General features: G+C 41.3%; 11 protein-coding genes. All 11 read right to left on the bottom strand.

What is annotated here, in order from left to right; genetic code table 11:
• Window positions 1–2: 2 nt before the first annotated feature.
• The 11 genes from DYD62_RS20475 to DYD62_RS20425 all read right to left on the bottom strand — a co-directional run bounded on the left by DYD62_RS20475 (window position 3) and on the right by DYD62_RS20425 (window position 12,055).
• On the bottom strand, window positions 3–1,472 hold the full coding sequence (locus DYD62_RS20475; protein WP_115229660.1) for an oligosaccharide flippase family protein: 1,470 nt from the start codon (window positions 1,470–1,472) through the stop codon (window positions 3–5).
• 3 nt (window positions 1,473–1,475) lie between these two features.
• Window positions 1,476–2,447, bottom strand: coding sequence for a GDP-L-fucose synthase family protein (locus tag DYD62_RS20470; RefSeq protein WP_115229658.1), 972 nt, complete (start codon window positions 2,445–2,447; stop codon window positions 1,476–1,478).
• A 55-nt stretch (window positions 2,448–2,502) separates the two neighbouring features.
• The gene (gmd, locus tag DYD62_RS20465) at window positions 2,503–3,630 is read right to left on the bottom strand and encodes a GDP-mannose 4,6-dehydratase (RefSeq protein WP_115229655.1); all 1,128 of its coding nucleotides are present in this window, start codon (window positions 3,628–3,630) and stop codon (window positions 2,503–2,505) included.
• Window positions 3,631–3,654: 24 nt separating this feature from the next.
• Window positions 3,655–4,326, bottom strand: a complete 672-nt coding sequence (gene epsI / locus DYD62_RS20460; RefSeq protein ID WP_115229653.1) for an exosortase-associated protein EpsI, B-type — start codon at window positions 4,324–4,326, stop codon at window positions 3,655–3,657.
• Complete coding sequence (gene xrtB, locus DYD62_RS20455) at window positions 4,326–5,201, bottom strand: exosortase B (RefSeq protein ID WP_115229650.1); 876 nt, start codon at window positions 5,199–5,201, stop codon at window positions 4,326–4,328. Before xrtB ends, epsI begins: the two co-directional genes overlap by 1 nt.
• Window positions 5,202–5,204: 3 nt before the next feature.
• Complete coding sequence (locus tag DYD62_RS20450) at window positions 5,205–6,059, bottom strand: polysaccharide biosynthesis tyrosine autokinase (protein WP_115229648.1); 855 nt, start codon at window positions 6,057–6,059, stop codon at window positions 5,205–5,207.
• A complete protein-coding gene (gene epsF, locus DYD62_RS20445) occupies window positions 6,056–7,453 on the bottom strand; it encodes a chain length determinant protein EpsF (protein WP_115229646.1) in 1,398 nt (465 codons plus the stop codon). The genes DYD62_RS20450 and epsF overlap by 4 nt, the downstream gene beginning before the upstream one ends.
• A gap of 106 nt (window positions 7,454–7,559) precedes the next feature.
• Window positions 7,560–8,345, bottom strand: coding sequence for an SLBB domain-containing protein (locus tag DYD62_RS20440; RefSeq protein WP_115229644.1), 786 nt, complete (start codon window positions 8,343–8,345; stop codon window positions 7,560–7,562).
• The gene (locus tag DYD62_RS20435) at window positions 8,345–9,238 is read right to left on the bottom strand and encodes an EpsD family peptidyl-prolyl cis-trans isomerase (protein WP_115229641.1); all 894 of its coding nucleotides are present in this window, start codon (window positions 9,236–9,238) and stop codon (window positions 8,345–8,347) included. Before DYD62_RS20435 ends, DYD62_RS20440 begins: the two co-directional genes overlap by 1 nt.
• Window positions 9,239–9,272: 34 nt before the next feature.
• Window positions 9,273–10,724, bottom strand: coding sequence for an undecaprenyl-phosphate glucose phosphotransferase (locus DYD62_RS20430; RefSeq protein ID WP_115229995.1), 1,452 nt, complete (start codon window positions 10,722–10,724; stop codon window positions 9,273–9,275).
• Between the two features lie 158 nt (window positions 10,725–10,882).
• Window positions 10,883–12,055, bottom strand: coding sequence for an outer membrane beta-barrel protein (locus DYD62_RS20425; protein WP_115229639.1), 1,173 nt, complete (start codon window positions 12,053–12,055; stop codon window positions 10,883–10,885).
• Between the last annotated feature and the right edge of the window lie 501 nt (window positions 12,056–12,556).

The following is a 12,556-nucleotide window of genomic DNA, read 5'->3' as shown; positions in this document are numbered from 1 at the left end:
ACCTATATAAACCGATTTAAGAATTTGACTTTGCTCCTGGCAAGCAGGATGCATGGCGTATTTTTTATTAATGAGATAAAGATATACAATGAAAAAAGATACACCAGCACAAATATGGAAACAGCAATCAGCACCCTGATTAATGGCGTAAATCCTTCTAAGAAAAGTACTTTAGTAAAGAATGAAAAAGCGCCACAAAATAATGAAACGGCAGCAATATAGCTGATTAAGCGCAGATGGAGTGTTGCTTTAATATTTAATCTGGGCTGCAGAACGCGAGTAAAAATAAAAAATCTGATTGCTTCAGTGATAAAAAAAGAAGCGATTAAACCCTGCAGGCCAAACTGAGGATATAGCAATAAAAACAAAATTAGCAATAATACAAACATCGATATTTGTATTTTCATCTTTACATTTATTTCACTTAATGAATCCAGAGTCATACCACAAATCTGATTTAAATACACAAAGCCAACAATGCAACTGAACCATGCAGTCACCATCCCGGCATATTGCCAGTTCTTCCCAAGTAGAATAAATACAATATCACTGGAATATACTGATATAAAGAAACCAACCGGAAACGCATAAATTCCGACAGCCAGAATACTTAATGAAAAATAATCAGCAATATCTGCCCCGGCATTTCTGGCTTTGGACATAATTGGAAACATTATTTTTGAATAAATATTGACAACATTCTGCACAGGCAGGTGAGCAATAAGCTGGCCGCGGTTATATTGTCCTGCAATAGAGTCGCCCAGTAATTTACCCACTAAAAGTGAATCTGAATTCAAAGAAAAAAACTCTACAAAACCAATCAGAGAATACTTTGAACCAAAAAGTAAAAAACTTTTACAACGCTCGAAATCTATCACGCTGATAACAGGGTGCCGGGTCAGTGCATAAGATAAAATAGCACTCATCCAAATTTGTGTGCTGACTGCAGCAACTAAAGACCATACCCCCATACCCAAATAAGCCATAGATAGGCCGACCACACCATACGATACAATATAAGACACTGCATCGATAATCGATATCGCTTTAAACCGGGTTTCTCTTCGCAGTAAACTTTGAGCGACTACAGAAAAGCCTGTCACAACAAAATTTAATGCAAGGCATTGCAATACCGGGGTTAATTTTGGCATTACAAAAAATGATGAAAACAATGGCGCCAAGAGCATAGCCAATAAAGAAAAAAACAACGCCACACCCAATGAAACATAAAGTGCTGCAACAATATCTTTATCGTCAACTTCCTGGCGCTGAATAATCGCCGGGCCAATACCTAACTGAGCAAAATAGCTTAAAAATCTCAAGCCTATATTTGCAAGGGCAACCAATCCAAAAGCAGCAGGATCAATTAACCTGGCTAAAACAGCCATAAATATAATTTGAAAACCAGCTACTGCAATTGTTGAAGCGGTCCCCCAGCTCATCCCTAACTTTACTTTGCTTAAATCAGACATTACTTAAATGCCTGATCTATTCATAAACTCTTGGTAAGCAATGGCCAAGCCCTGCTTAAATTGCATTTTATCTTTCCAGCCCATGCCATTTAAGCGGCTCACGTCCTGCAATTTACGCATCGTGCCATCTGGCTTGCTTGCATCAAAAACTAATTCACCCTTAAAGCCCACCACCTCACAAATCGTGGAGGCTAATTCACGGATGGTCATATCTTCACCCGTGCCAATATTAATCAGAGGCGGGTGCTGATCATTTAATTGATTTTTATATTCAGCATCAGGCAGATTCAATAAATAAACACAGGCCTCTGCCATATCTTCGCAATATAAAAACTCACGGCGCGGTGTGCCGCTGCCCCATACCATCATTTCTTTTGCGCCACTTTCTTTCGCTTCGTGCGCTTTACGAATAAGGGCAGGAATCACATGGCTGTTTTCCGGGTGATAATTGTCACCCGGGCCATAAAGATTGGTCGGCATAACGGCCAGATATTGGGTGCCATACTGACGGTTGTAGCTCCAGCACATTTCAATACCGGCAATCTTAGCTAGGGCATAAGGTTGGTTAGTTTGCTCTAATGGCCCTGTTAAGAGATATTCTTCTTTAATCGGCTGTGGACAATCTTTTGGGTAAATACAGCTGGAGCCTAAAAACATCAGGCGGTTAACGCCATGCTGATAGGCCGCATGAATCACATTATTTTGTATCATTAAATTTTGATAAATAAAATCGCCACGATAAACATTATTAGCGTGAATGCCCCCTACTTTTGCGGCTGCTAAAAATACAAAATCAGGTTTTTCTGCCGTAAAAAATGCGTCAACTGCAGCCTGGTTGGTGAGGTCTAATTCTGCATGCGTGCGTGTGACAATATTGGTCAGCCCCTGCTTATTTAATTCACGCACAATAGCAGAGCCCACCATGCCACGATGGCCGGCGATATAGATTTTATGTTCAGGCAAAATATAGGACATTTTATTTATTCAATTTAACAGGGTTAAAAACCGGGCACAATTGTCCGGATTAATTTTACTGCTCTGTAGAAACCGCTACAGAATAGCCATGTGTTTTAAGCAGGGCATGCTGGCGTGCTTGCACCAGATCATGAGCGACCATTTCTTTAACTAATTCCGGCAAGGTTGTTTCTGGCGTCCAGCCTAATTTTTCTTTGGCTTTTGTCGGATCACCTAAGAGTGTTTCAACCTCAGCCGGGCGGAAATAACGCGGATCAACTTGTACAATGATATCGCCCACTTTTAAAGCTGGTGCTTTATCGCCTTCAATGCTGACAATAATGGCTTTTTCATCAATGCCATTTCCCTCAAAAGAAAGAGTCATTCCCAGTTCGGCAGCCGCCATGCGAATAAAATCGCGCACGCTGTATTGCACACCTGTGGCAATTACAAAATCATCCGGCGTTTCCTGCTGCAACATCATCCATTGCATTTTGACGTAATCACGGGCATGGCCCCAATCCCGCAGGGAATCAATATTGCCCATAAACAGGCATTTTTCTAATCCTTGGGCGATATTTGCCAGACCACGGGTAATTTTGCGTGTTACAAATGTTTCGCCACGGCGCGGGCTTTCATGATTAAACAAAATGCCATTACATGCATACATGCCATAGGCTTCGCGGTAATTCACCACAATCCAATAGGCATACATCTTTGCCACGGCATAAGGGCTGCGCGGATGAAATGGCGTGGTTTCTTTTTGCGGGGTCTCTTGCACTAATCCATACAGCTCAGAAGTAGACGCCTGATAAAAACGGGTTTTCTTTTCCAAGCCTAAAAAGCGAATTGCTTCTAATAAGCGCAACGTGCCCATAGCATCCACATCGGCCGTATATTCAGGTGATTCAAAGCTAACGGCCACATGTGATTGTGCACCAAGGTTATAAACCTCATCCGGCTGCACTTCCTGCAGAATGCGGGTTAAATTAGATGAATCGCTTAAATCACCATAGTGCAATTTAAAGCTGTTATTGCCATGGTGCGGATCCTGATAAATATGATCAACACGCTGGGTATTAAACGATGAAGCACGACGTTTAATACCATGCACTTCATAGCCTTTTTCTAAAAGAAACTCAGCAAGGTAAGAGCCATCCTGGCCGGTAACGCCTGTAATCAGTGCAACTATTTTTTGAGCCATCAAGAAAATCCCAGTCAATATATTTCAATTAAATCCAAAATTTTTTCTATTCTTTTCAGAGATTGCTGCACCTAAGCTCTTTAAGAAACCTTCCTGTTTTTTATATGCATCTTCAGTATTTTCATCAATACTTGAAACACGAATAAGCATACCATCGGGGATGTAGCCCTTAACCCCATAGGATAATTGATTCAATTTAAAGCTAGTTGTATTGTTTACTGCTTTTAATCCAACAGTCAGCCAGTAGGTAATGGGCTCTACTCTCTGGTTTTGCCTAGCAATTAAATGACGTACAGGAATATCACCATATTGAGAGCTAAAAACTGCCTCTTTATTTTGCGAAATATTAAACCCCTGAGCGGGATAACAAACTTCCGGCCTGTGGACCTGTCTGCCGCCGTTATCTCTCTGATCAGGGCCATAGGCAATTGAGAGCATCATCCGCTCCCCCTTGCTGTTTACATAAGTACGCATTAATAAATTTGAATACAGTTTGCTTAATGCGGCTTCAACATCAGGCGCCTGAACCAGCGCAACAGCGGCCTCTTCTTTTTTCCATCCATCAAAGCTGAGGGGAATCATTTTCTCTAAATCAATATGATGAATATCCGCCATCACAATTCTGGGGGTAACTACATACGTAAAGAGTGCAGTTAAGCCCATCAATATAAAAAGTATAATTCTTTTATTTACCATTATTTTGCGGCCTTTTTAACGAATATCAGCCCTAGTAAAAAATCTGTGATAAAAAAAGCAATCAGAGCAACCGCAAAAACCACCATGCCTGCAAAACCATGTATAAACCCTTGACCTGCCGCATCACCAAAATGATACGTCACCAATATTAATATCATCACACGGATGACATTCGCAATAAATGCAATCGGTACAACACATAAGAATAAAAATATACCCCGCCAGCTAAAACCATATCCGCCAATGTGGATATATAACAATCCCAGTGCAAACAGGCTGAATAAAGAATTCATCCCCGAGCACGCATCCGCAACTAATAGCTGATATTGCCCGACCACCAGCATGACCCCTGAGCGGGCAACCGGATAATTTGCCGCATAAAGTAAAACCTCTGCCCAATGTGAAACCTGGCTTTTTAAGCCGCTGGTTAATGCATCGACCACAACACCTGGTAATGGAATTAAAAAAACGATAAATGAAATGGCAAAAAAGTATTTTTTTAAAGCTGCACTACCGGCGATAAGTAAAATCAGCCCGCTTAGCATGGGAATAAAGGCCCCGACCTCAAACAACCAGATTTCCTGTGACCGGCCTAAAATATAAGACAAAGCCCCCACAGAAAATATAATCGCACCCGAAATATTATTACTTCGGGCCTCTGCTGGCCGGCCTTCTGTATTGGTCTTATAAAAAAGCCACAGAATAATTGCCAGAATAAATGGGCCATGCCCTTGCTCGGGGGTTTGCCATAAATCCTGACTTAAATCTGCGATAGTAGGTATGCAAAGAATAGAAAAACCTAAGATGAGCAAATAATTCAGCCGGATAAACTGCACAATTGATTCCGGAATATAGCGGGCAAGCAAAGAACTCATCTTTTATGATCCTAATAAAACGCAGCCTAATACCTCGGCACCCGCCATTTCACACTGATCACGCAACTGAGCTAAATCTTTGAGTGATGTTTTATGACGTACTGCCACTAAAATAACGCCTTTTGTTCTTGCTGCCAGTAATTGCACATCGGCAGCTTTTGTACTGGGTGGTGCATCATATAAAATCACATCATAAATAGATTCTAATTCGGCCGTAAATTCCCCCATATCCCCTTTTGATAATAACTCCTGAGGATTAGGTGCTTTTGTTCCTGCAGTTAATACGCTTAAATCCAATAAGCCATCAACATGCTGAATCGCCGTTTGTATAGATACGCGTCCTGCCAAAACCTCACTGAAGCCCTGACGATTTTGCAGGCCAAATAAATCATGCTGATGCGGCTGGCGTAAATTTGCATCGACAAGTAGAGTTTTTTCACCCAATTGCGAAAATACAATGGCTAAATTAGCAATTAATTCACCAGCCACCTCATCACACGATGCAAGTAAAACACTTTTATGGCCAAGGCTAATCCAGCGTAATAAAATCTGGCTGCGCAAACAGCGTACTTCTTCAACAATTTTATCAAAAGGATCATATGCGGCAACAAGGCTTGGGCTCAGCTTTGATTGCCCTTTCTGCAAATATGGATATGAAAACTGTAATGCCAAAACCTGCTGAATATCGGCTTCGCTAATATAGCCCAAACGAATTGCAGCTTCCCCAAAACGTATTCCTTCTTCTTTTTGCAAAAGAAGAACTTTCTCGGCCTGGGCGCTATCTAGCTTACCGTTATCTAATAATAGTTTTCCAATATTACTGCTTGAATTTGATTTTTCAATCTGAGCAGCTATCATGCTACTTCTCCTGCAGTTGCTCTTCTTTTACCTTGGTATTGATTTCCAAATAATTTTTTTGCATCTTCCTTGCCCAGCTCTGCCAATACATGCAGGCCTAAATAGCTTTCAATATCAACTTTAGTACGTACTCGTCTGTTTAAAAATTCAAGCACTAGTATTGATGCCACAGCAAGTAAAGCGCCTACAAAAACAGCCAACAGCATATTTAATGAAGTTCGGGGTTTTGAATGAGTGAGTGGCGCAATCGCCGATTTCAAAATGGTGATATTGCTTTGATCCGAGCGGCTTTCCAGCATGGTCTGGCTAAAGCGCTGCAGTGCCTGATCGTAGCTGCGCTGAGCGTTATCCACTTTGCGCTGTAAAACATCGATATTGGCACGGCCTGATTTAAGCTCAAGTACCCGCTCTTTTTGCGCCTTCATCGCCTGATTTAAAGCAGCTTGCCGTGTTTGAGAATTCCCCGCCACGCCACTTAATCCGCCCGAATATTGCAGCATTAATTCATTCAGCTGATTCTGAGTTGCGGTGACTTCAGCCAAAGCTTGCCGGTAATGCGGATGATTAGGGCCATTTTTAACAGCCAGTTCTTTTAACTTTGCTTCCTGTGCAGAAAGCTGGCCTTTTAGCTGCAAAATCAGAGGGTTATTTAATACATCAGGGGCAGTTTGCCCGCCACGCGCGCGCGCTTGAGCATCAAAAGTTTGTGCTTGCGCCCCAACCAATTGACTGGATATTTCATTTAAGCGCTGCATTTCAATATCCAGCCGCTCATCCGTCGCTACAATGCCTTTTTCTTGCTGATATTCGGATAATTCTTTCTGAGTTTTTTCTAAATTAGCCTGCAACGTTTTTAACTGCTCTTGAAAGAAAATATTATTTTGCTGAGCAGATGCCATCTTAATATCGACCGTAGTCCGGATATAAGCCTGAGTAAAAGCATTGGCCAAAGCGGCTGCAAATTGTGGATCAGTTGCTGTGTAAGATAAATTAATCACATTACTTTCACGGCTAGGCTTTACTTCTAAACCTTTTAATAAAGACTCGGCAAACCAATTACGAATATCCCCCCTTCCTTTGGTGGCCTCCATAAATTGAGCCTGTGCTTCTGGCAATTTGGCCAATCCCAAAGCATCCACAACTTTAAGTGCACCATTCTGACTGGCAATCATTTCAACCTGCGTTGCCATAAAACTTGGCGCTAAAAAACCTGCAACCTGTTGCCCAGTGACAGGGTCTGTTGCTTTAACATCCACGGCCAGCGCGGCATCTGAAGTATATTGCTTCGGTAATAGAAAACTAATGACTAGAGTTGCCAAAATAATAGCGAAGAATATGCTTATGCCTGTAATTTTTCTGGCACGCAAAATATTTATAAATTGTTCAAGTGTCATATTAAATTAAGCTCTTTAATAATAAATACATATTTGCTTCTAAATTCACGCCATTCACCCTAGCCGGTAATCGGTGGCGATTTTATAATTGCGAAGAGCTGTTTCATTAAAAAAGACTTTCCTGAACGAAAATGGTGTCGTTTTCCTGCAAAAAATCTGTCAGTTTTGCTTCTATCGTAGTCATTGCACCTAATTGATCTACCCGGTGAATTTCTAAATTACGCTGTGATGCACGGGGATTAAATCCGCCTGCCAGAGCCAATCCCTGCATAACTGTCATTTTAGGCTCCATGCGAAATGCACCAGGGCGATTTACCTCACCATAGATATAAAATTGCTGAGCACGCGGCACATAAATAACATCGCCATTAGCCACCGCCATATTGCGCTTTGTTTCGTCAGATGATTTCATCGACTGGCTTAAGCTATATTCAATACGGTCTGATCCGCGCAAAATCACGATATTGTCGCCGGCATTTGAATTCAACCCGCCTGCAATCGCAATTAAATCAACGAGGCCGGTGGCACCTTCTAATGCATAGCGGCCGGCCCGATTAACCTCACCAATCACCGCTATTCGCTGGCTGCGGTATTGAGAAATCATTACGCTGACATTTGGATTATTAACAAATCCGCCTTTTTTTAAATTACCCGCAATAAGTGCCTCTGCCTCTGTGTACTGCAAGCCTAAAAGCTTGATATCGCCCAATAAAGGAAAAGCAACAGACCCCTTATCATTAAGCTGTAATTCAGTACTTAAATCGGGGTGATCATAGATACTTATTTTTACAATATCACCCGGCCCCAGGCGGTACTCTGCATTAGGCGCGGCCATTGCAAAAAAACTGATGAATAACCCCCAGACAAAGACAATTACTCGGGTAACTTTCATTATTTAAGTCCTTTCAATCCCGCTTTCATGCCATCATCAGTTGCTGCTGCAGGGCTGCTTGCGCCGGGTGCCTGCTCTGCAAATTTTTGTGTATATTCAATTTTTGCAGCGTCGCGCAATGCTTTAATTTTAATTTTAGCGTCGGTTTGCACTTTATCATTTTGCAAATAGCGCTGAATCAAAGGTGATGCGTTCTCTTTAGGCACTGGTGCTAAAACGCTTTCTTTTAATAAAAGTAAAACAACTTTATCGCCTTCCGGCATCGTGATGATATCGCCTGTTTTCATCGCTGAAAATTTTGGCAATAAAGTAAGGGGCAATTGCTCTGCGGTCCGTTTTACTTCGTTTTCACTGAATTTAATCTGTGCAGAGGCAAAAATACTTTTAACCTGCTGTGCATTACCCGCCTTATCCAGCTGCTTGGTTAAATCTTCGTTATATGATTTTTTATCTACGCTGAATACTACAAATTCGTAGTTTTTGCGTTCTGCAAAAAGGGCAGGATTATCATTATAAAATTTATCAATATCAGCCGGTTTTAAAGCCTCTGGCTTACCCAATACACGCTCTGCTGCGGCCTGAGCAAGAATCTGGCGTTTTGCTGATTCTATAGATTGCAAAACATTAGGTTCTCTATCTAATTTAAGCTCTGCGGCTTTTTGCACCAGTAATTCCTGATCAATCAGCTGATCAAGCATCTGTTGTTTCATTGCCGGTGTTGCTGCCTGTACACGCCCCAGCAAAGTATTGAGTTGATGCACTGTAATTTCAGTTTTATTAACAGTTGCTAGGACCTGGCTTGGAGATTTTTTTTCTTCTTTATCACCACATCCTGCCAATAATGCTACAGCTGCAATCGTTAAAACCAGTGGTTTCATTTTTGTTTTAAACACGGTGAATCCCCTAAGAATTATTTTGAGTTGAGTTTTAATATGCGTTTCTGTCACGAAAAATAACAGCAACCGTTAATATAATAATTTTTAAATCCAGCCAGACAGACCAATTACGCAGATAGTCTAAATCATATTTAATTCTATTTTGCATTTTTTCTAGGGTATCTGTCTCCCCCCTAAAACCATTAACCTGTGCCCAGCCAGTAATGCCCGGCTTTACTTTATGGCGGATCATATAGCCTTTAATCAGTTTTCTGTATTGCTCATTATGAGCATTTGCATGCGGCCGCGGGCCAACGATACTCATTTTTCCCTGCAATACATTAATAAACTGCGGCAGCTCGTCTAATGATGATTTACGTAAAAAACTACCAATCGGCGTTAAGCGCTGATCATTTTTAGTGGCCTGTACTACCTGATCGCCATCTTCCATTACTGTCATGGATCGGAATTTATACACAAGCACGCTATCGCCATTCTCACCATAACGGCGCTGCTTAAAAAACACAGGACCGGCTGAGGTTAGTTTCACAGCTAAAGCAATCATAAACAGAATGGGCCAGATCATGGACAAAATGAACAACGATAATAAAATATCGCTGATTCTTTTTATTACCCCATTCAGGCCCATAAATGGACTCTCACAAATCGCAACAATAGGCATTCCAGCCACATTATCAAACCGGGCATTAATTAAATCGAAGACAAACAAATCCGGAATAAAATAGATAGAAGCAGTACTATCTTTTAATTCATCAATTAATTCAAGCACTCGGGGCTGGGAGCTCATTGGCAAAGAAATAAATATTTTTTTTATACCATGCTCTTTAATATATTTTGGCAGCATATCAAGGCAGCCTTTTAAGTGCTGAGCAGCACTTTTTGGCAAGCGGCTGGTTGCCCTATCATCAAAATAACCCATGAAATCCATTTTTAAAAATGGCTCATCATAAATATTTTTGACCAGAATTTGGCTAGGCTGATTAATTCCAACTACGACTACTTTGCTACGTTCTGCATTTTCGCCCGCATCTACCCTCAATACATAAACCCGTATCGCCACATGAACCAGTATTAATACTAAGGGTGAAACAATAAACCAAGTAATAATAAATGGCGGATAATAATAATCTATAAACCCTGAAATTCTGCCAATCAGAACCAGTGCAACAACTACAGCCAGCCACTCGGTAATAAACCGCCCCAAGCCGAGCCATGATCTTGAATACCCCGGCATAAATAAAAACATACCATCCAGTAATAAGGCTGTGAGCAAAAAAGACAGTGTTGCAAGAACAAATTCATAACCATCCATCGCCACATTAAAAGGGACAGACAGTAAGTATAGTGATGCTACGACGATAATAGGGTCAATAAAAAGCTTAAAAAAGCTAATAAAGGGCGCAGCATTAGAAAATTCCCGAAAACGATCCGCGAGCAAACTGGGCGCAGAAACAAGACTTGCTTCTAAAGTATTTTTATCCATATATTGATCGATATTTTTTACTGAATCATTCAAAATATTCAAAGCCTCTGGAGGCAAATAGTTTCAAATACATGCAAGTTTTAAAGCATAAATAATACTGAATTTTACAAAAATAAATTGTATTTTTCAGTGAAGCTCTACTTATGTTTTATCGCTGATCAATAATCAAACCTCACATTCAGGCCCAACTGATAGTCTTTATAATTACTATTGATCACTTCACTATTTCTTTGCTCTGCCTGAGCATAGCCTGAAATGGTTAAAGGTTGCAGCGCTTTATAATTTAATCCAAGACGTAAGCTATTAGTATTTTCACTGGCCTGTACATTGCCGCTGGCCACTTCAAAGCTACGCTCACGCCGGTTGGCTTCGATATTCCAGTCCACCTTTTCTGTCATCAGCCATTTTGCAGTGACATTAATATGCTGATCTAAATTACGCCCCGCTCCGCTGGTGAATTCTGAAAAACTTTGCCCATAGCCCAGTTTTAAAGTTGTTTTATTTGTAGCTTGCCATGTCAACCCAAGATCCCATTGCGGCGTATTCTGACTTTGATCATTAAATGCAGAGACCCAGCGGCTCAGCCCCACTGAGGTGCTGAGCATCAGCTTATAACTAGGGGAGTAGCCCAGATCAATTGAGCTGGTTTGCTCGGTAAAGCCAGCCCTGAAAGGTAAATCAATATCATAGGAGTATTTTCGCCAGCCATGCCGGATCGAAATATAATTGCCCTTTGCTGTCTGATAACGCAGACCTAAACTTGCCGTATTATTCTTGGCATCTATATATTTTTTTAAATCATGCTCTTCGGTACTGATCCCTGCGGATGCAATAATTGCAATTGTGCTTTTTAATTGCAATACGCCCTGCCATGCAATACTGTTCTGGCGCTGCATATCCAGCGCACTATTGCCTTCGCCCCCTAAAAGATTATCTTCAAAAGACGACATTTTATTTGCTGTCGTTGCGCTGAGCTGGCCACTGAAACGGCTGCCTATAAACCAATCCCATGCCAAGCCCGCATTCCATTCCTGATGATTGAGCTCGCTGAAATGATGATAATTAATCTGGCTCACATCTGCATTCAGATGCAATAGCTGACGCGACAGCTTCAAATCCAAACGCCCGCTTACTTTTGTTTCTAAATTTAGATCTGCTTTATGCCCATTTCTTCTGGTTTGTGTGTTTTCTGAATTTTCATCCAGCTTAAATAAATTGCTATCAAACTGAGAAGCTAAATTGGCATTTAATTTTAATGTGTCTTCTGGCCCATAAGCAGCTTGTGCATAATCCAAAGAACACAAACCCAGCAGGCAAACGCGAAACCACATCACAAAATCCTTACTTATTGAGCTTTTATGGCCAAGAAGATACCTGATTTGTATTTCAAACTTCCTACTGGAAGCTTATATGACATATTTTCTACATGTCATGACGAGGAGTTTACCTTTATTTTGAACTTACTGCATTTTTGCTTAATATTACAAAATGCTTATATATAAATCCTTACTGCGCTTGTTTTTGTTATGCAGGTCCGCAGGATGCTGCATAAATGATTCAAGGAGGTAATCTAAAAAGGCTACAGCCACGTCCGACGCATGCATAAGACGCCATTCAGTTGTGCCGCAACATGGCTGCACAATCAACCTGCCCAAGGCATCTGCTTCGATCTGTAATCAGCTGAGTTGTACAGGGCTGTGCCACATAGGCATGCTGCAGCGCACTGCTATAGGTAAAGGATACGATTAGATCGTAACAGGCAAGAAATTAGCCTGCCCACAGGGGGATTAGCACACATCCCTTCACTGATCAGCAAATGCTGGTATGGCGGC

The organism is Iodobacter fluviatilis, from assembly GCF_900451195.1.
Classification (GTDB): domain Bacteria; phylum Pseudomonadota; class Gammaproteobacteria; order Burkholderiales; family Chitinibacteraceae; genus Iodobacter; species Iodobacter fluviatilis.
This window is presented reverse-complemented; position numbering and strand designations above follow the sequence as displayed.

What these genes read in the sequence shown, in the direction of transcription:
- DYD62_RS20475 (WP_115229660.1), bottom strand. Translation starts at nt 1,472, where the DNA reads ATGTCTGATTTAAGCAAAGTAAAGTTAGGGATGAGCTGGGGGACCGCT.
- DYD62_RS20470 (WP_115229658.1), bottom strand. Translation starts at nt 2,447, where the DNA reads ATGTCCTATATTTTGCCTGAACATAAAATCTATATCGCCGGCCATCGT.
- gmd (WP_115229655.1), bottom strand. Translation starts at nt 3,630, where the DNA reads ATGGCTCAAAAAATAGTTGCACTGATTACAGGCGTTACCGGCCAGGAT.
- epsI (WP_115229653.1), bottom strand. Translation starts at nt 4,326, where the DNA reads ATGGTAAATAAAAGAATTATACTTTTTATATTGATGGGCTTAACTGCA.
- xrtB (WP_115229650.1), bottom strand. Translation starts at nt 5,201, where the DNA reads ATGAGTTCTTTGCTTGCCCGCTATATTCCGGAATCAATTGTGCAGTTT.
- DYD62_RS20450 (WP_115229648.1), bottom strand. Translation starts at nt 6,059, where the DNA reads ATGATAGCTGCTCAGATTGAAAAATCAAATTCAAGCAGTAATATTGGA.
- epsF (WP_115229646.1), bottom strand. Translation starts at nt 7,453, where the DNA reads ATGACACTTGAACAATTTATAAATATTTTGCGTGCCAGAAAAATTACA.
- DYD62_RS20440 (WP_115229644.1), bottom strand. Translation starts at nt 8,345, where the DNA reads ATGAAAGTTACCCGAGTAATTGTCTTTGTCTGGGGGTTATTCATCAGT.
- DYD62_RS20430 (WP_115229995.1), bottom strand. Translation starts at nt 10,724, where the DNA reads ATGGATAAAAATACTTTAGAAGCAAGTCTTGTTTCTGCGCCCAGTTTG.
- DYD62_RS20425 (WP_115229639.1), bottom strand. Translation starts at nt 12,055, where the DNA reads ATGTGGTTTCGCGTTTGCCTGCTGGGTTTGTGTTCTTTGGATTATGCA.